Origin of the sequence: Shewanella halifaxensis HAW-EB4 (genome assembly GCF_000019185.1) — a bacterium.
Classification (GTDB): Bacteria; Pseudomonadota; Gammaproteobacteria; order Enterobacterales; family Shewanellaceae; genus Shewanella; species Shewanella halifaxensis.
The window spans coordinates 1,902,344-1,922,311 of the sequence record NC_010334.1 but is presented as its reverse complement, the minus strand read 5'-3'; the positions used below and the strand labels follow the sequence as shown (position 1 = coordinate 1,922,311).

Sequence of the window (19,968 nt, the reverse complement as noted above, 5' to 3'; positions counted from 1 at the left end):
GACGCAAATTGAAAAGCATAAAAATTATACAGGAAGCACTATGTCTGCTACGAAAACCAAAAAACTCGGTCTCACGAGTAAGATTATAATCGGTATGTTTACCGGTATTATTCTTGGACTCTTATTACGCAATCTGTTTCCAGAGAGTGACTTTGTCAAAGAGTACATCAGCGAGGGTGTGCTAAATGTAATCGGTACTATCTTTATCTCAAGCTTAAAAATGCTTGTTGTTCCTCTTGTCTTTGTTTCACTAGTCTGCGGTACTTGTTCGCTAAGTGAACCCTCTAAAGTGGGCCGTTTAGGCGGCAAAACCATCGCGTTTTACCTGTTTACGACTGCAATTGCACTTTCAATGGCGATTCTTGTTGCCATTGCGGTTCACCCTGGTAATGCCAGCATGGTGACTGAGGGCATGCAGTTTGACGTCAAGCAGGCGCCAAGCCTTTCTGATGTACTGATTAACCTTGTCCCGACTAACCCACTGCATGCGATGAGTGAAGGTAATATGCTGCAGATCATCATATTTGCAGTAATCTTCGGTTTTGCTATCTCACATATTGGCGAGCGCGGTGCACGCGTTGCAGCGTTGTTTAACGACCTTAACGAAGTGATCATGCGTGTTGTTACACTGATCATGCAGCTTGCTCCATACGGTGTGTTCGCCCTAATGGCAAAACTTGCACTCACACTGGGGATGGAAACCTTTGGTAGTGTGGTCAAATACTTCTTCGTTGTACTTGGCGTCTTGTTGATCCATGCATTTGTTGTTTACCCAACGTTGCTTAAAGTGTTTTCAGGACTTAACCCGTTGACTTTTATTCGCAAAATTCGCGACGTACAACTATTTGCATTCAGCACGGCCAGCTCAAACGCCACATTGCCAGTGACCATTGAAACTGCTGAACACCGTATGGGCGTTGATAATAAGATTGCTTCTTTTACCTTGCCACTGGGTGCAACCATTAACATGGATGGCACGGCAATTATGCAAGGCGTCGCAACCGTATTTATTGCCCAAGTATTTGGTATCGAACTAACCATTACCGATTACGCCATGGTTGTTGTGACCGCAACGCTTGCCTCTATCGGTACGGCGGGTGTACCCGGTGTGGGTCTTATCATGTTAGCCATGGTACTAAACCAAGTTGGCTTGCCTGTTGAAGGTATCGCGCTAATTATTGGTGTGGATAGACTACTTGATATGGTGCGCACCGCAGTTAACGTGACTGGCGATACGGTCGCAACAGTGGTGATTGCTAAATCTGAGAATGAGTTTAATGAAGCGGTATTTAATGACACCCAAGCAGGTAAAGTCGCTCCAGGCTTTAACGCTCAGGTACACGCTGAAGAGAATAAACTGAGCTAATTTTCATAGCTAAAATGGCTCATTAAGCGAGCAACGCACTGGCTTTAAGAGCTGCATGAATAAAAAGGCATCCAGTTGGATGCCTTTTTTGTACTAAATTATGTCCCGTCCTGAGATAAGTTGACACTTTGGAGACTTAACATGAGCTTAAGATCACCGGTGCTTATTCGATATTGAGCTTTTTCAGGAGCCTAGCGGGCGTTCCGCCCACCATAGAGTCCGGCGGTACATCTTGGTTAACCACGGAGCCTGCTGCAACAATAGATCGAGCACCAATCGTCACTCCTTGGTTAATCACCACATTACCGCCTATCCATACGTCATCTTCAATCGTAATTGGTAGGCAAAAGGTTTCCCAACGACGTCGACTTAAATAATCTATCTCATGGGATGCGGTATAAAACTGACAGTTCGGCCCTACCATAACATGGTTACCGATAGTAATTTTAGCGCCATCAAGCATCACTGCCCCCATATTGATAAAGCTGCCGTTACCAATAGTAATCTGTTTACCAAATTCACAATTAAACGGTTCTCGTACTATAGAGCCTTCACCAATATTATTGAGTAGTTGTTTTATCAAGCACAGGGTTTCACTAAAACCTAGACTATTGTTGATTTGCTTTTGCAATAAATAGGCATTGTCTCTTACCGCTGAAATCTCAGGATCTGCGCCTTCAAAAACTTCACCATTGAGCATTTTTTCGTATTCAGTCATAGCTTCATTATTCTTATGTTATTTCCGAGTCGATTCAAAAAAGGCACAACTCAGAATGACCAAGTTATGCCTTTTACAGGATGTCGCTACTATAGGATGCCGCTATCACGCCATGAAGACGCTCAGCTTATCTCTCCCAGTATGACTCTTCTAGGCTGTCTTCACGCTCTGGTAAGCCACGAGACAGTCTTGGGCTGTGCTGGGCAAGCACTTCATAAGCCACACGGTTAGCGTACTTACAAATTTGCGAGAAAGATGAATAACACAATCCATCACGCTTATGCTTGCTAGAACCAGGAACGTTGGTCTTATGGAAGGTATTTGACGCTAAGTCATGCAGCAATGCCGCTAATGCACCATCGCCAGCACCATTGGTATTACGAATAATTTCTGGGCCGCCCATGTAAGGTGAGATATGCGCGTACACCTTCAATGGTGTTTCACAGTCTATTTTTAATTTAGGGCGAGAGAACTCATAACGGTTAAACTCTGGGATAGAGCCCGGTAGCAAGGTGTGGCTTGTTTCGCGCTTTTCAGAATCTTCTGTGTAACCTGCGGTATAAAGCCCTAAAGGACCCGCTGTGGTTAGCACCATGTCACACCATTCAAGCGCAGCTTCACTGGCTTGCAGTGGATCACTAAAGCCTGTTAGTGCTTCACCTTCATCTTCATTCATTGCCAAAATGGTCACATGCTCTTTAATGAACTCCTGCCACCACTTTGGATCTTCTTCAATCAGAAAACGAGTGCCCAGAGTCAGTACAACCGGGACTTCAGCTTCTTTCGCAAAACTGATTGCCGTCATTGCCGCTTCGGTGATCTGATCGTCACCGCTTGCACGCATCAAATAAGCGGTCAGAATCAGCGCAGAGCCACCTTGAACCACCTCTTTGTCGATATATTCTGGCGTCATCTTGTCCATTGAGCCTTTGCTGATAGCAAATGTACGCTCGCCGCACTCAGAGATAAGCGTGAAACAACGACCAATCGGGCCAGCTACTGGCTGAAGGTAGTTCAGATCGACTTTAGAAGAGGTATTACAAAGGTAACGATAAGCATAACTACCAATTTCAATGTTTTGGCTCATAACGCCAAACAGCACTGAACGGTCATCGGCTAAAATAGAATAGTTATGAACCGTATTACCAATCGTACCACCTGCGAACTCGTCACTAATGAGCTCTTGTTGTTTCAACTCGGTATAAAGCGCGTGTGCTCTTTCATCATCGATTAACGTTGAGTTGCCTTTAGGTAACTCGTATCGAGTCAATAATGCATCTTCCACTTTAGCCTCAATGTCTACCAGCGTCTGGTCGATACCAGAGATGTAGGTTGAAATCGGCAGAGGCTGTTGGATCAACTGCGCTAGCAGGGGATCTCGATTTTTAACCGGAAAATAATGTTTAGACTTACGCTGACCTGGAAACTTCATATTGAGCTCTCTTTCATTCGGCATCCATGCAAAATATAAATTAAAACGGGTAAGTTATCTCAAGCTGATCATTCTAATGCGAACAAGCAAACTCGGCACTTCTAACAACTAGCCAGTGTAAAAATTCTACCCTCACTATTTGTTTAGCTTAGTCACAACTATGCAAAAATAGTGAATTTAAAGGGCTAGATGCGCGAAAAGGTGGGGGATTTTACCACACCACACCTCTTTCGCTAGCTGAAATCACTATAGAACTCAGAAAATTTAATACCAACCTTTTGTTTGCTCTTGAACAAGCTCAGCTAACAACGCTATATGAGCTGGTGCATCATTAAGGCAATCGATAAATTCATATCGTTCACCACCAGCCGATAAGAACTCCGCTTTGCCCTCTTGAGAGATCTCCTCGAGTGTTTCCAAGCAGTCAGATGAAAACGCAGGACACATAATATCGACCGACTTAACCCCTTGCTTAGGCAATGATCCTAGCAGCTCATCGGTTGCAGGTTTTATCCACTCCTCTTTACCGAATTGAGATTGGTAGCAGACTCGCCACTGTTCAGGCGTTAACTCCAGCGCCTTGGCCAATAACTCTGCAGTCGCTTGGCACTGCGCCTGATAAGGATCCCCCTCAGTAATATAGCGCAGTGGCACGCCATGAAACGACATCATCAACACATCGGCCTGACCTTTGCTATTCCAGTGGGTCTTAACCGACTCGGCGAGTGCTTGAATATAAGCAGGATGATCGAAATACTGCTTATTGATGCGCATTTCAGGGATGTTGCGCTCAGCTTTAAGTAACTGGGCAATCGCATCATAAACAGGGGCGACGGTTGAGCAAGAGTATTGAGCGTAAAGTGGTAGGACGAAGATCTTTTCAGCCCCTTGAGACTTAAGGCTATCGATCCCCGATTGCAATGACGGGTTGCCATAACTCATCCCTAGTTCAACAGGAATGGTCTGGCCAAACGACTCATGCAGCGTCTGTTTGAGTTTATCACGCTGTTTTTGGCTGATGACCATCAAAGGCGAGCCTTCATCCCACCAGATAGACTGATAGAGCTTGGCCACTTTAGCCGGGCGGGTATTAAGAATGATACCGTTTAAAATCGGCTTCCATATCCAAGGAGACAGATCGACTACTCGTGGGTCGCTCAAAAACTGCTTAAGAAACTTTTTAACATCGGGAGCGGTTGGTGAATCAGGCGTACCTAAGTTTACTAGTAACACGCCAAATGGGGGGACTGAGTCACTCAAATGAATTCTCTTTTTAGCAAGATATTCACCTCAGGCTATCATTGCGAAAAGCATAAAAAAAGCCCATTTTCATGGGCTTTTTAAAATATGAGAACTAGCTCATAAACACATTGTTAGTTAAGCTTTATTTAGCTTACTGCCAAATAAACGTGTACCAAGTTAATTGAGTATCAGTTTAGCTTAGTACTGCAACGATCTCATCGCTAACGGTAGCAACTGACTGAGTGCCGTCAAACTTGTTATACGTCACGTCACCTTTAGCTGCAACCGCGCCGTAGTATTCTACTAGTGGCTTAGTTTGTTCATGATAAATATCAAGACGCTTACGTACTGTTGATTCTTCATCATCAGGACGAATAGCTAGGTCTTCACCGGTCACGTCATCTTTACCTTCAACTTTTGGTTGGTTAAAGACAATGTGGTAAACACGGCCAGAACCAGGGTGAACACGACGACCGCTCATACGCTTAACGATCTCTTCGTCTGGCACATCAATTTCAATCACGTGATCAAGTGCAATACCGCTTGAAGCCATAGCATCTGCTTGTGGAATAGTACGAGGGAAACCGTCTAATAGGAAACCTGCAGCGCAATCATCTTGTGCAACACGCTCTTTTACTAGGCCAATAATTAGCTCATCAGAAACCAACTGACCAGCATCCATGACTTTCTTAGCTTCTAAGCCTAGTGGTGTGCCTGCTTTTACCGCTGCACGTAGCATGTCGCCTGTAGAAATTTGAGGAACACCGTACTTTTCCATGATGAATTGGGCTTGAGTACCTTTACCGGCACCTGGGGCACCTAATAGCATAATGCGCATCTGAATCTTCCTCTTAATTTCGCACTGTGATACCGACATCCGCCTAGAATAAGCAAAAAGCTGTCTAGTCGATGGGTATTATTATATTTAGTGCGGCGATCTTCGCATAAATGGCCGCTATTTTGAAGTTATTTTCATTCGACTTTAGCATCAGTCAGCTGAAAAAAACTTTGACACGAATTAATAAAGTAAGGTGTAAAGCTTGCGCCGATACTGATTTGCCAAACTGTTACCTTGACCTAAAGCCGTTAGGATCTCTAAAAATAACCCCTTCACCTTACCGTCCAATGCCGATACATCTTTTTGCAATGGCGTAAATAACAGGTCTAAGGCTTCATCGTTACGCCCAGCTTGATGCAGCGCTTTGGCTAACTCTAACACTAGGGCTAAGTTATCAGGGGCATTGTCTACATCTTGCTGCAACTTTCTAATCTCAGGCGTATCGGCGGCATCGAGTGCTAAGGCAAGCTTTGCTTTGAGGCTTTGATAATAACTGTCTTGATCCGCAAGACCGACTGAGTCGAGCAGTCCTTTGGCATCTTCAAGCACGCCCAATGACAGATAAACATCGGCTAATGCTAAGGCGATTTCCGCAAGTGGTTTATCGCTATAAGCCTCTTTTAACAAAGGCAAAGCGCCAATGGCATTTTGCTCGGCTAGAAATACTCGTGCTTGATTGAGTTTTAATTGCCACTGAGCAGGCAAATGCTTATCTAGCATCTCTAGGATCTGCGGCGCTTCTTGTACACCAGCAAAACCATCTACCGGTTTGCCTTCATGCAACACTAAGGTTGTTGGCAAACTTTGGATCTGGAAATAGTTAGCGATCTCCATTTCAGTTTCACAGTTAACTTTAGCCAGAACAAAACGACCCGCTTGTTGCTGTGTAATACTCTCAAGGGTTTGCATCAATGCTAAACTCTCAGGGCTTTGACTTGCCCAAAAAGCCATCACAACGACCTGCTCCATCGAGGCATCAACCACTTGCTGAATATTTTCTTTAGTCAGTTCTAGAATCGATTCCATAACTTTCCTTTCGCTTTCGCCTGAACTTATCTGGACCATAAAAAAGAGGCAGTGTAACTGCCCCTTTAATCATAGCTGCTAATTACTTAACGCTAGCTAATAGCATTTGGTTCATTAGCTTAATAAATGCCGATGGATCTGCAAGGCTGCCTTTTTCTGACAACAATGCCTGCTGCAATAGTAGCTCTGACCACTGAGCAAATCGCTGCTCGTCCTGCTCGTCATTTAAACGCGCAACTAGCGGATGCTCAGGGTTTAGCTCAAATGTAGGCTTAGATTCAGGCACGTCTTGTCCAGCAGCTTGCATCAACTTAATCATCTGGGTTGACATCTCGCCCTCACCAGCAACCACACATGCAGGGGTATCGGTTAGACGTGTCGTCACTTTAACCGCTGACACTTTATCGCCTAGGCTGTCTTTAACGCGCTTAACTAGGCCTTCAGATTCAGTTTCTAGCTTCTCTTGCGCCTCTTTTTCGCTAGCATCTTCTAGCTCACCTAGCTCAAGGTCGCCACGTGTCACTGAGTGTAACTTTTTACCGTCAAATTCAGTTAAGTGATTAATCAACCACTCATCGATACGCTCTGACATTAATAAGACTTCAATGCCCTTCTTACGTAGCAATTCAAGATGCGGGCTATTTGCGGCAGCTTCATAGCTATCAGCGACAATGAAATAGATCTTAGACTGACCTTCTTTCATGCGTTCAACATAATCAGCCAACGATACATTGGCTGTTGCTTCGCCTGTGTGAGTCGATGCGAAACGCAGCAGACCCGCTACACGCTCTTTATTAGCAAAATCCTCAGCGGGACCTTCTTTTAGTACTTGGCCAAACTCGGTCCAGAAAGACTGATACTTTTCAGCGTCATTCTTAGCAAGCTTTTCTAGCATGCCAAGTACACGCTTAGTCACTGCGGTACGAAGCGCTGTGGTTACCTTGTTATCTTGCAAGATTTCACGTGATACGTTTAGTGGCAGATCGTTCGAGTCAATCAAACCTTGTACAAAACGCAGGTAACTCGGCATAAACTGCTCTGCATCATCCATAACGAATACACGCTGAACGAATAACTTTAGACCGTGCTTACGGTCGCGGTTCCACATATCCCAAGGCGCTTTCGCTGGGATATACAGTAAGCTGGTGTACTCTTGCTTACCTTCCACGCGGTTGTGGCTCCACAATAGTGGGTCGGTAAAGTCATGAGAGATATACTTATAAAATTCTTGATACTCTTCGTCAGACACATCACTCTTGTTGCGAGTCCAAAGTGCTGTCGCCTTGTTCATTAGCTTCCAGTGACCTTCAGTAGCAGGAATCGCTTCACCGCCCTCTTCTGTCGCTTCAACCGCAGGCGTGCCTTCTTCATACATCTCTACTGGAACAGAGATATGATCTGAGTACTTAGTAATAATTGAGCGTAGACGATAGTCGTCTGCAAACTCTTTTTCGTCATCGCGAAGATGTAGAGTAATTTCAGTACCACGGCTCTGCTTAGTGATGGTTTCAACCGTGAAGTCACCTTCACCGGCAGACTCCCACAGTACCGCTTCATCAGCGCTATGGCCGGCAGCGCGGGTACGCACTGTCACTCGGTCTGCAACAATAAATGAAGAGTAGAAACCGACACCGAACTGACCAATTAACTGTGAGTCTTTTGACTCGTCACCAGACATGTTCTTAAAAAATTCAGCAGTACCAGACTTTGCGATTGTACCTAGGTGCTCAATCACACCATCGCGAGTCATACCGATACCGTTGTCTTCAATTGTTACGGTACCTTTCTCTTTATCGGCACTAATGCGAACACGTAACTCACCGTCACCCTCATAAAGAGCATCATTCGTTAGGGCTTCATAGCGTAGCTTATCGGCTGCATCGGCTGCGTTAGATACTAACTCACGCAAAAAGATCTCTTTGTTTGAGTACAAAGAGTGGATCATTAAATGTAGTAGCTGTTTGACTTCAGTTTGAAAGCCGTGCGTCTCTTGTTGTGACATGAAATGTTCCCTTTAAAAATCAGTTTAAATAAAGCTTACAAATAAGATGGGGCTATAAAATGACTTTTCAAGGGATAAATCTGGCATTGTCTTCAATTGCGCAAAAAAAAACCAGTCGGCAACAAGTCACTGACTGGATTTTAATTTATGAACATAGATTATGCGGCGAATTGTTTTGCAAGAAACAAACTAGATAGGTAGGCGCCCATTAAAGGACAAGGCTAAGGTGGTGCTATCGACATATTCAAGCTCGCCGCCAACAGGCACCCCATGTGCAATCCGACTCACCATCAATTCATGACGCTTTGCCATATCGGCGATATAGTGCGCAGTGGCATCGCCTTCAACCGTTGGATTAGTAGCTAAAATAAGCTCGCTCACATCACCAGATGCTAGGTGCTGTTCAAGTAGCGCAAGCCCAAGCTCTTCAGGTCCGACGCCATCAAGCGGTGACAGATGTCCTAATAAGACAAAGTAACGCCCAGAAAAGTGGCCACCTGCTTCAATCGCCAATACATCGGCCGGCGTTTCTACCACACAAATAATATCCGAATGACCACGCTTCGTACTCACGCAAATGGGGCAGTAAGTTTCTTCGGTAAAAGTACGGCATGACTGACAATGGCCAACATCTGACATGGCTTTAGCCAATGAGTCAGCAAGCTTAGCTCCCGCCTTACGATCACGCTCTAGAAGCTGAAATGCCATTCTTTGTGCAGACTTAGGGCCAACACCAGGTAAACAACGAAGTGACTGGATCAACTCATCAACGAGTGGACTAAATTTCATTTAACATTCCGCTTAGAAAGGCATCTCTATGCCTAAGATAATGGTCGATGAGGTTTACGACTGGGGAAATAACTCACAGACACAGCTCATCATCAAATTAGATGGAGATACTAGCATAAAACTTTAAAGTTTTACTCCCAATCTCCCCAACAACACCGATTGAGTAGCGAAGCTTAGATCAGCAAGGCGATGATGATTAAACATCCTATCTACAGCCGATTCTATGAGTTCTCTTAAATCTCACATCCACTAATGTTTCGATTGGCGATCCCATAAATATCAATAACAAATCGCGACCGTCTATGGAAAAGATGGTTACTCCTTAGACTCGCAGGTTACAGGCAATTAATTTACCGACAGGCAATTGAAACCTCATCATTTCAGTTCGATGGCTTTAACATCAAATGCAATAATCGATGCCTCCCCCTGTGCGATGGCACGCATGCCGGGACGGACAATCTTCCAGTAGGCTCTATCTTCCAAACACACAGTTCCTGAAAAGTGTTCAAAGTTGACGCCACCCTTACAGTTTTTTCCCCAATAATCTTGGTTCTTATCGGAAAAAGTAATGTCTAGTTCTGTGGCCTTGGCGCTGATAACGTGCCATAAATTACAGCCACCAGCAACGAGTGAAAAGCTCAGTATTATATTACCGACAAGTATGGCAAATACTTGTTTAGTCATACTCTGACCCACTTGCTCTGCACGCTCTCTCCCCTCCTGCGACAAAGCCTTGAGCAACAATATCGGCAGTGTGACGGTATAGACTACGCCGCCAGCGATATACGCTAACGGGAAAAACTCGTCACGCCAGATTAACTCGCTGAAAAAAATAAAGGATAACAGGCCTAGACAAGCAGCGGTGATATAGGCAACGCCTAAATATTTGACCGCCTGATTAAAGCGCGTTTTTTTAGGAAAATAGTGTTCAATAAATTTGTCCTCACTCTCACTCAAGAGTCGCTGCAGGTGCTCATCAAGTTCGCTAATGCTGACAAAACCAAACTCCTTTTGACGCTCGATTCCTCCTTTAGCACCGGTATAGAACAGCGCTAATAGCCCCTCTTCTTTACTGAGCAGATCATAAGTGAAAGTGATCTCACACTGCCTCACCTTTGCCTGTACGATTAGCATCGGCATGGTGAGACCGCCACTCCCATCAACGCTAGGTTCTTCAAATATGACGCTATCAAGCATCTCCTTGAGCCGATGCTTTAAGGTCGTGCGGCTAGTCACTACCCCAAACTCTTGAGTTTGACCAGACGCTAACTCCAATGACAGCAAACTTATCTTCATGGTTAAAATACCTGCTCTAACAGTGCGCCAATCTGACTATTGTTCTTGCCATCCCAGTGATGTTCAGCTTTGCTGTTTCTATACGTCTTGTCAGCAATGGCTTTTTCTTGTGGCGTTAAATGCCCTGCCGCTTGTTTAACTAAGCTTCGAGCCTGAGAAAAATCATTATCTCTAGCATAACGTCCCCACAGATAAGCTTGGCTATAATCTCCTAGGTTAAAATAATAAACAGCCAAATTATGCTGGGCAGCAGGGAAAGACTGCGCTGCGGATTTTTCTAGCCAAAATAGAGATTTTAATTGGCTTTGAGGCACGTAATATCCGAAGTGGTACAGCAAGCTTAAATAGTATTGAGCGAAGGCATTATCGCTATTTTTACTAAACCTATAATAAGCCTGCTGGTAGTTATTATTCTCTGTAAGATCGTAAAAATAGAGAGTAGCCAGTGACAGTTGACTCCCCACATCGCCTTGTTGCGCTGCAGGCTTGAAAAATGCTCTCGCCTCGGAGTAACGCTTACTCTTAAACAAGATAAAGCCGAGCTCTCGCGCCTCATCAATTGTGACTTTATCGCTATATTTTTCGATGCCACTCAGGGCAATTGGCGGCGCGCCAAATAGGGAATTGAAGATAACAATGACGATGAATATGACTAAAGAGAATCCTAGCCCCTTGAATTTTTGCTTCACACTATCTATCCAAATCGACAAGCAAAATGTACCAAAAGTGGCGTATTTTTGAGGGAAGAAATTGACCGGAGTTTGACACAGAGTAATTTAGCTCGCAAGAAGCGTAAGTCTCTCATCAAATAAACTATCGATAAAAGCCTATTTTTAGGCCATCTATGCCAACAAACTCACACACCAATACTTAAATATAATATTCAGCCACACACCGCAGTTGCAACCAACTGCCTGAGCGTTTTATCTTACTCATAATTGAATAAAGTAACCTTTTTCAGCCGAAAAAAGGTTACTCCAGCCCACTCATGAACAAAACTTCACAGAGAAACACTTGCCAATCAAAAAGAGCTAATGTAAAAACACACGCGTTTGATTGTAGCCAGCCTAGGGACTCCATCCCAATTAAAGCTCATGCTTAAGCCGAGCACTCAGGGGGATTCCAAAGAGTCCCATAGAGAGTTAATCATCACTCCACTGTCACCACCAGTCTTAGTTAGTCATCTAGTATAAATATTCGGAAATGAGTATGTGTAAAAAAGTTAGTCTGCGACGAAAGTTGAAAAATCTTTCTATCAAATTCTTTTGTAAAAGAAAGAAGGTTATGATTGATAGCATCCCGATATTCAGTGGAGCATGGCCGGAAATACATAACAAAGGTATTATGCGTATTGGTAATCAATGCTCATTTCGCTCTTTTCGCCTACGTCAAAGTATTACGGTTCAAACTGGTGCAATATTAGAGATAGGTGAAGGTTCATTTTTTAATGACGGAGTCAATATTTGTGCTACACAGTCGATCAAAATCGGTCATCACACTAAGGTAGGTGATATGACTTACATTTTTGATACCGACTTCCATCAGTTATCTCCTGAGCGAGAGATGAAAAATGCCCCCATTATTATTGGAAATAATGTGTGGGTTGGTGCGAATTCAATGATCCTTGCAGGTTCTTCTATTGGCAATAATTCTGTCATTGCCGCCGGTTCGATAGTTGTTGGAGAAATTCCACCAAATTGCTTAGCAGCAGGCACCCCAGCAAAAGTGATAAGGTCACTCAATATTCCAGATGGTTGGTTAAGGCAATAACCCCGCTGAAACTCAAACAGATAACCAATCCACATTATAGGCCTTCGTAGCCATATATTAATAAGTTAGCTTCGTAACTGTCCGAGTCAACTCTGCTGAACGACTAACAAAACATACAAACAAAAAAGCTCAAGCAAATTGCTTGAGCTTTTTTTGTTTTTAATCGCTGGATTTGGCCCCTATTTGGGCCACTCCAATTTAACAGCAAAATACACCGTTAAAATAGCAATTTAAACTTAGAACGGCATCTTCATGCCTGGTGGTAGTTGCATACCGCCAGTCACTTCGGCCATTTTCTCTTTTTGATTCTCTTCTACACGGCGCGCCGCATCATTACACGCTGCTGCGATAAGATCTTCTAGCATCTCTTTATCATCTTCAAGCAGACTTGCATCGATATCGACTTTACGTACGCTGTGAGAACCCGTCATGGTCACTTTAACTAGGCCGGCACCGGCTTCGCCAGTGACTTCCATACGTGCGATCTCTTCTTGCACTTTAGCCATTTTGTCTTGCATCTGCTGGGCTTGCTTCATCAAGTTGCCCATACCGCCTTTTCCAAACATACTCTAATTCTCTTCTATTATTTATCACAACAAATAAAGTGGGCTAATCTTACTAAAAAAACAGTGATTAGCAATGAAAGCTGAAATTCAATTGTAAAAATTATGACTCAGTTAACCGCTTAAAGTTCGCAATATCGATCAACTCAATCTGATTTCCTTTCTGTACCAGCAATTCAGGGGCATAGGTTAACGAGTCTGCCGTCATCTGCGCTCCCATATTCTGGGTTAACCAACGAATATTATCGTCAGTCATCAGATCATGATGCGCCTGAACTAAAATCTCTTTATGAAAACGTCGCCTGACCTCTAGTGGCGTTTCTCGATCATTGTCGACTCCCACTGCCACACTAACACTGCATGGTTCACCTAAGGCATTGGTCATTGCCTCTTCAAGCTGTTTAATCGCAATATCGGCGGCTAAATGCTTCTGATCAGGCTTAAGCAATAACGATAGCGGCTGCTCGAACTGGTGACAGACAGAGTTAACCGCTAACTGCCGCACACGCCCACCAACTTCTAACTCAGACATAAACCGATACCATTTCAGATCGACATCATTACCCGTTAACTCACCACTGGGTAATAAAGGTAAGTTTAGCTCAGCATCCTGAACAGGAGATGAATCAGCTGTGACTTGCCCCTGATTGCTATCTGCAGTTCCTTGAGCATCATCAGAAGCATGATTGTCGACCTGAGGACTCATTGCCTGGGCACTCGTTACTTTGGCGTCGCCCTCATCTGCTTTTACTGGCGTTGAGGCATCATCAAAACGCGCACAGGGGTCTTGCTCATGAGGCTCTTCCCATGGCGGCCTATCGATTAGATCTGCTGCGGGTCCTAATTTCGGAGCAGTATTTTCATTTATAGGCGTCTCTTTACTGCTGTTAGTATCACTTACCGTAGGGCTATTGCTTTGCGCAACAGGCTCCTTTCGTGCCGGAGGCGTAAAAGGTTTACGACCCTCTAAAGACTTTTTTGAGGATTCCTCCTTAGGATCATCCTCTCCTAGTCCCTCAAGCAATGTCGCTCTGGCTGCTAAGACCGCATCCAAGATATCATCACTGGCTGCTCGGTCAGCGGTTCCAGTGCTTGATTCTGCAGGTTGAGGTGTTTGACTTGCTTGCTGCGTTTCACTGGTATTATTTTCTGACTGATGTACATTTTGGCTTGTACGTTCAGGTTGATAACTTGATGAGGCATGCCCAAAACCGTAGTCAGTATTTTCGCTATCCTCATTGCTACCATAGGCGCCTGCATAATCAGCATAAGATGCGAGATCATCGTCACCTTGGCCTGCATCTGCATAGCCCTGTACAGAGTGATTTTGAACAGAGCCATCTTGAATAGTATCATCAACCGTTACAGTTTGAGCCACTTGACCTTGATGATAATCAGTATGTGAAACATTCTCTTGGGCACTTGGCTGTGCTTGCTCTGTTCCATCTTTAAACCCTTGACCTTGAGCCTGGCTCATGATCACAGCCATTTCACTGTTTAGGCTATCAAGTTGCTCGCTTAGCACTTCAGGCTCAACATCTGTCGCCGTTGGCGCTTGTGTACTCTCGTCAGCAGATACTTGCTGCTCATTGTTAACTTGAACAGCCGCTGCATCAGCTTCTGGAGTATCAGCCAATTTAGTCGGAGCAGCTTCACTACCCGCTGCGCTATTTACGGGCTCTTGTGCATGCTGCGTTGCATCTTGCTTAGTGGTAGCCGCAGATTCAGCCTGATTTATCACTTGCTGAGACGATGTACTTATATCGGGTAATGCGATATCAGACTTAGTCTCTACGGCCCAACGTGTCACTGGCTTTTCAGGTACGAAAGTTACCGCACGCAGTAGTGCCATCTCGAGTCCAGACTTTGGATCTGGCGCATGAGGCAGGTCTTTGCGACCCGTTAATAATAACTGATAGTAAAGCTGGACTTGCTCGGCTGACAATTGTTGGGCAAATGCACTAATTTGCTCGCTATACAAAGACATTTGCGCCGCAGCGGGGGCAAATTGCGTCAATGTAATCTGGTGTAAGAGCTCTAGTAAGCTACGCAGCACCTCTTCTGGATCAGCGCCAAATGACAACACTTTGGCTGTCACTTGCATCAAATCCATGATATCGGCTTTGGCTAGTGCTTCTAGCAGCGCTAGAACATGCTTTTCATCGATGCTGCCAAGCATAGTTTGTACTTGTTCAAGTTTTACTTGGCCTGCGCCAAATGCAATCGCTTGATCAGTCAGACTTAATGCATCACGCATACTGCCATTAGCCGCTTTGGCTAGCAGAGTTAATGCTGCGTCCTCAAAACTTAACTGCTCTTGACTCAATATATGACTTATTTGCGTGGCAATTTCATCTTGAGTCAAACTCTTTAAGTTAAATTGCAAACAACGTGAAAGTACAGTCACAGGTAAGCGCTGTGGATCCGTTGTCGCCAATAGGAACTTTACATGCTCAGGGGGTTCTTCAAGTGTTTTGAGTAGCGCATTAAAGCTGCTTCGCGATAGCATGTGTACTTCATCGATAAGATACACTTTATAGCGGCCACGACTCGGTCTGTATTGCACATTATCGAGCAGTTCGCGAGTATCATCGACTTTAGTTCTTGATGCTGCATCGACCTCAATCAGATCAACAAATCGCCCCTCGGCAATTTCAACGCACGCAGAACATTTTCCACATGGCGTAGCGGTTACGCCTTGCTCACAGTTTAAGCCTTTAGCAAAAAGACGTGCGAGACTGGTTTTACCGACACCGCGTGTACCGGAAAACAGATAGGCATGATGTAATCTTTGCTGAGTGAGCGCATTGGTTAAGGCATGTAAAACATGCGACTGACCAACCATTTGCTCAAATGTGGCAGGGCGCCATTTTCTGGCCAACACCTGATATGACATGGAACTCCCCAACGTGTCATGAATACGGTTTCGGGAGCACGCTCCTCGACATCATCGAACAATAGCATGCAACGCTTTTACATGCTATCTCAAGCGTCAGAGGAGCGATTTAGCGGTGATTAAATCACCTTTTAAGATAAAGAATCGACAGTTTGTGCGACTCTCTATCACAGCTGCTAGTGACAGCTGCTTAATGGCTTATTCGCCTTCGAATTCGCAAAGGCTCACTAACTTAAGATCCATCTTCTCAAGACGCTGCTCACCACCAAGGTCTGGCAATGAGATAACGAAAGCGGCATCGTTTACACTTCCGCCTAACTGACGAATAAGTTTAACTGTCGCTTCGATAGTGCCGCCAGTTGCAAGTAAGTCATCGATAACCAATACCTTATCTTCGGCGTTGATCGCATCAACATGGATCTCTAGCACGTCATGACCATATTCAAGCTCATAGCTCTCAGAAATCGTTTCTCTTGGTAGCTTACCAGGCTTACGAACTGGCACGAAGCCAATACCTAATTCTAGAGCTAAAGGCGCACCAAACAAAAAGCCGCGCGCTTCAGTACCGACAACTTTAGTAAAGCCTTGATCTTTATAGTGCTCCACTAAAAGGCCAATGGTGAGTTTATAGGCTTGTGGATCTTCTAATAAGCTAGTCACATCTCTAAACAAGATCCCCTCTTTAGGATAGTTAGGGATGGTTTTAATGCTGTTCTTTATTAGTGCCAAGCTGTCAGTATTCATTACCATAATTCTTTACTTAATCTACTTTAGTTTGCTGACATCACCAGCCAAAAATTTGATTATGCCAGTATAGATGTCATCGAAGTGTAAAAATCGGCATCAAGCTTAAGCCGCTTTATAGCGAGTTGCAACCTACTAAGAGCAGAAGTGTAGTCTTAGCCTAGGGTATTTTATTTTCTGATTGTTCCGAAAGAAGGAGGTCGTTATAAAAAAGTAAAAATACACCTTAAATTTCAACATGATGGAACAACACAGTGAGTTATCAGCCCTCGATTTCTGGGATACTTCTAAGATAAACAATTAAACCCGTTCCAAGACAAGCCAACATAATCTTAACCCAGAGCAGAGGCACTATCACAATACTGGTTAAAAAACTCAAGCTACTCACAATATAGGCTTTCTTCTTAAGGCTTTTACGAATGGCTCCCTGAACCTGCCAATTTTTAAGTGCATCGGCAAACCAAGGGTGAGTCATCAGCCATTGATGCATGCGTTCACTTGAACGGGCAAAGCAATACGCCGCTAACAATATGAAGGGAACGGTAGGTAATATCGGCAGCAGAATACCTAAGAGCCCTAAAGCTAAGCTGCAAAGACCAATAATCAGGAAAAAGCTACGTTTTAACGCCATAAATTAAATCCAGAAACAGAAAAGCCACTCTATATTGAGTGGCCAGTATAACCGAGTTTGGCTTAAAGACAGATTAAAGTAAACCCAAGACCATTAACCAAGACAGAGTTGCAGGTAATGTTGGGATCAACAGTAAAAGAATAAAAACAATAAAATAACCAATATTAAATGGGTCTTTAAACGGCTGACTCATAACTTCCTCTACTTATTATTGCGACTGACAACATCAATTTAGATCAACTTTTACAATAATTATAGATATCAATCACACTAACAGTGCGTTTATTTTCCAATAAATCGTTTAATAATACCTTTGTGACCCAAATCCTCGAGTAGCTGTAAACATCCGGCCTTTAAAGCATCAGCTTGGATATGCGTATAAGTATGCACTAACCAATCTAGTAACTCCGTGTAACCAAGGCTCTCATGCTGTGACAGATAAGCGAGCATCTGTGCGGTTAATGGATTTAACAGTAAAAATCGGACCTCTTCATTTAAGTCGCGATAAATACAAAAATACTGCGGTAATTCACTCGGTTCTTCAGGACGATAGTCCGGACTAATGTGCTGAACATCATAGGCATACTGGGCTACTTTGGACGTCGCTGATACGCACAACTTAATAGTTTCAATTTCTGTATCCTCAGAGGTTATAAGCCGTTGGCTTGCATTATCTTGGGCGACGGCCACCACCAGCTCTAACCACTCATAATGGGCCAACTCCAACATAAACGGTGGATCTATCTCGGTGACTTGATATTCGGTTTGGAGAAATAATAGAAACTCCTGAGAGATCCCGACAAAAATAGGTGTGTGGCAGTCATGAGTGGCAAAGAAGCTTTGCACTATTTCTAACCAGTCCTCTTCTTTGTACAGACTTTTTAGCACAGGAAACGCATTTGACACAAAACCATCGACATTATTAAAGAATAGCTCTCGATATATTTTCATCCGCCGCGCTTCAATACCATCTGGAAGCGGCCGTGAGGGATCTTTAATGTAATCCATAAAGTCTTGCTGTACGTCGACAAAGCTCATTAAGCGCTCCTTTTTACGCTAGCAATATACCGATTTTGATAATCATGAATTTGATTAATCTCTAGCAGTAGTTCACTGGTTTCGGGAATATTAAAATCACGTTCCAATAGCGTCGGAAAAACACCATGAAACTCATGACAGGCATCGAGCAACTTCCATACGGGGTCTACAATATCGGCACCATGAGTATCAATGATAAGATCTTTGGCTTCCTTTAAATGCCCCGCGATATGCAAGTAGGCAATTCTATCGGTGGGCATAGCCTTTAAAAATTCAACTGCGTCATATTGATGGTTAATTGAGTTCACATAGATATTGTTAACGTCGAGCAGCATCTTGCAATCAGCTTCCTGCATGACGGCTGTAACAAATTCAGCTTCAGACATTTCAGCGCTAGGTGCGGCGTAAAATGACACATTCTCAAGCACTAAGGGACGCTCAATAATGTCTTCAACTTGCTTAACTCGTTTAGCAACATACTTCACCGCTTCTTCGGTAAATGGGATCGGCATAAGGTCATACATATGCCCTGCCCCAGAACAATAACTTAAATGCTCTGAATAAGTTGCCATCTGATGCAACTCTAAAAAGTCTTTGACGTTTTTAACAAACTGAATATCAAGTGGCGCGGGGCTACCAATTGATAAAGACAAACCATGACAGTAGAACTCATGCTTTTCCGTAAGCTCTCTAAACTGACGGCCAAACTTGCCTCCTAGAGTCATCCAGTTTTCTGGGGCGACTTCGAAAAAATTGATTTCACTCGGTACACCTTGGCAAAACTCATCTAACATTTCTCGCCTAAGGCCTAAGCCGACTTGTCCCTTATTAGTACTGGTCATACTGTACGCCTATTCATTTAGAGGTTAATCAACAAACAGGACCAGCAATTGCTGGTCCAGATCTACTTAATACCCATTGGTATTAAGCCGACAGTTAATTACTTCGAACCACCGCACTTACCTTCTTTAGCTTTCTTATCTGCGCCACACTTGCCTTCTTTGGCTTTCATTTTATCGGCGCCACATTTACCCTCGCCGCATTTGCCTTCTTTGGCTTTCATCTTGTCGGCGCCACATTTACCCTCACCGCATTTGCCTTCTTTGGCTTTCATCTTGTCGGCGCCACATTTACCCTCACCGCACTTACCTTCTTTGGCTTTCATCTTGTCTTCGCCACATTTACCCTCGCCGCACTTACCTTCTTTGGCTTTCTTCTTGTCGGCACCACACTTGCCCTCACCGCACTTACCTTCACCTTCTACGATCTGGTAACCGGCTTGCATTTCACTATAGCCAAATGGGCTTGCTTGAACACTGGTCGCTAAAGCACTTCCCATTACAACAGCACCTACAGCTACAGTGATTGCAGTTTTATTAACTAATTTCATAATCTCTTCCCTCTTACTTAATCAATATTCTATCGGTTACCAACAAGGCATTTTGCCGGCTTGCTTTACTAGACCCGCCAAGCAGGAATTAAATTTCAATAATTTTACATACATCACGCTTATGACGCGCAAAACCTGATAGGTCAACTAAAGGTGATATCAGCCATGGAGTGATATCTATATATTTAAAGCCAACTTTTTGCTGTTTTCACCTAGAAACAGATCGA

General features: G+C 44.0%; 18 protein-coding genes. 2 read left to right on the top strand and 16 right to left on the bottom strand.

What is annotated here, in order from left to right; genetic code table 11:
• Positions 1–40: 40 nt before the first annotated feature.
• Complete coding sequence (locus SHAL_RS08305) at positions 41–1,366, top strand: dicarboxylate/amino acid:cation symporter (RefSeq protein ID WP_012276706.1); 1,326 nt, start codon at positions 41–43, stop codon at positions 1,364–1,366.
• 163 nt (positions 1,367–1,529) lie between these two features.
• On the opposite strand, the gene SHAL_RS08300 is transcribed toward SHAL_RS08305, so the two are convergent.
• The 9 genes from SHAL_RS08300 to SHAL_RS08260 form a co-directional block, all read right to left on the bottom strand.
• Positions 1,530–2,084, bottom strand: a complete 555-nt coding sequence (locus SHAL_RS08300; protein ID WP_012276705.1) for a sugar O-acetyltransferase — start codon at positions 2,082–2,084, stop codon at positions 1,530–1,532.
• A 127-nt stretch (positions 2,085–2,211) separates the two neighbouring features.
• Entirely contained in the window at positions 2,212–3,516 is a 1,305-nt protein-coding gene (locus SHAL_RS08295) for an inosine/guanosine kinase (protein WP_041415917.1), read from the bottom strand.
• 264 nt (positions 3,517–3,780) lie between these two features.
• Complete coding sequence (hemH, locus tag SHAL_RS08290) at positions 3,781–4,776, bottom strand: ferrochelatase (protein WP_012276703.1); 996 nt, start codon at positions 4,774–4,776, stop codon at positions 3,781–3,783.
• Between the two features lie 175 nt (positions 4,777–4,951).
• The gene (gene adk / locus SHAL_RS08285; protein WP_012276702.1) at positions 4,952–5,596 is read right to left on the bottom strand and encodes an adenylate kinase; all 645 of its coding nucleotides are present in this window, start codon (positions 5,594–5,596) and stop codon (positions 4,952–4,954) included.
• A 180-nt stretch (positions 5,597–5,776) separates the two neighbouring features.
• Positions 5,777–6,622, bottom strand: coding sequence for a tetratricopeptide repeat protein (locus tag SHAL_RS08280; RefSeq protein ID WP_012276701.1), 846 nt, complete (start codon positions 6,620–6,622; stop codon positions 5,777–5,779).
• A gap of 82 nt (positions 6,623–6,704) precedes the next feature.
• A complete protein-coding gene (gene htpG, locus SHAL_RS08275) occupies positions 6,705–8,624 on the bottom strand; it encodes a molecular chaperone HtpG (RefSeq protein WP_012276700.1) in 1,920 nt (639 codons plus the stop codon).
• A 189-nt stretch (positions 8,625–8,813) separates the two neighbouring features.
• Positions 8,814–9,413: a recombination mediator RecR gene (gene recR / locus SHAL_RS08270; RefSeq protein ID WP_012276699.1), complete on the bottom strand. Its 600-nt coding sequence runs from the start codon at positions 9,411–9,413 to the stop codon at positions 8,814–8,816.
• Between the two features lie 375 nt (positions 9,414–9,788).
• Positions 9,789–10,709: a hypothetical protein gene (locus SHAL_RS08265; RefSeq protein WP_012276698.1), complete on the bottom strand. Its 921-nt coding sequence runs from the start codon at positions 10,707–10,709 to the stop codon at positions 9,789–9,791.
• A gap of 2 nt (positions 10,710–10,711) precedes the next feature.
• Positions 10,712–11,398 carry a tetratricopeptide repeat protein gene (locus SHAL_RS08260; protein ID WP_012276697.1) on the bottom strand — a complete coding sequence of 229 codons (687 nt, stop codon included), beginning with the start codon at positions 11,396–11,398 and terminating at the stop codon, positions 10,712–10,714.
• Between the two features lie 595 nt (positions 11,399–11,993).
• On the opposite strand from SHAL_RS08260, the gene SHAL_RS08255 reads away from it, so the two are divergent.
• Complete coding sequence (locus SHAL_RS08255) at positions 11,994–12,479, top strand: acyltransferase (protein WP_223296256.1); 486 nt, start codon at positions 11,994–11,996, stop codon at positions 12,477–12,479.
• A gap of 236 nt (positions 12,480–12,715) precedes the next feature.
• On the opposite strand, the gene SHAL_RS08250 is transcribed toward SHAL_RS08255, so the two are convergent.
• The 7 genes from SHAL_RS08250 to SHAL_RS08220 form a co-directional block, all read right to left on the bottom strand.
• Positions 12,716–13,045: a YbaB/EbfC family nucleoid-associated protein gene (locus SHAL_RS08250; protein WP_012276695.1), complete on the bottom strand. Its 330-nt coding sequence runs from the start codon at positions 13,043–13,045 to the stop codon at positions 12,716–12,718.
• Between the two features lie 100 nt (positions 13,046–13,145).
• Positions 13,146–15,938 (bottom strand): DNA polymerase III subunit gamma/tau, encoded by a 2,793-nt coding sequence (dnaX, locus tag SHAL_RS08245; RefSeq protein WP_012276694.1) that lies wholly within the window; start codon positions 15,936–15,938, stop codon positions 13,146–13,148.
• 198 nt (positions 15,939–16,136) lie between these two features.
• Positions 16,137–16,688, bottom strand: a complete 552-nt coding sequence (gene apt / locus SHAL_RS08240; RefSeq protein WP_012276693.1) for an adenine phosphoribosyltransferase — start codon at positions 16,686–16,688, stop codon at positions 16,137–16,139.
• Positions 16,689–16,944: 256 nt separating this feature from the next.
• A complete protein-coding gene (locus tag SHAL_RS08235; protein ID WP_012276692.1) occupies positions 16,945–17,313 on the bottom strand; it encodes a YbaN family protein in 369 nt (122 codons plus the stop codon).
• 282 nt (positions 17,314–17,595) lie between these two features.
• Positions 17,596–18,351, bottom strand: a complete 756-nt coding sequence (locus SHAL_RS08230; RefSeq protein ID WP_012276690.1) for an HvfC family RiPP maturation protein — start codon at positions 18,349–18,351, stop codon at positions 17,596–17,598.
• Positions 18,351–19,193, bottom strand: coding sequence for an HvfB family MNIO-type RiPP peptide maturase (locus SHAL_RS08225; protein ID WP_012276689.1), 843 nt, complete (start codon positions 19,191–19,193; stop codon positions 18,351–18,353). The genes SHAL_RS08230 and SHAL_RS08225 overlap by 1 nt, the downstream gene beginning before the upstream one ends.
• A 98-nt stretch (positions 19,194–19,291) precedes the next feature.
• The gene (locus SHAL_RS08220) at positions 19,292–19,741 is read right to left on the bottom strand and encodes an HvfA family oxazolone/thioamide-modified RiPP metallophore (protein WP_012276688.1); all 450 of its coding nucleotides are present in this window, start codon (positions 19,739–19,741) and stop codon (positions 19,292–19,294) included.
• Positions 19,742–19,968: the final 227 nt, after the last annotated feature.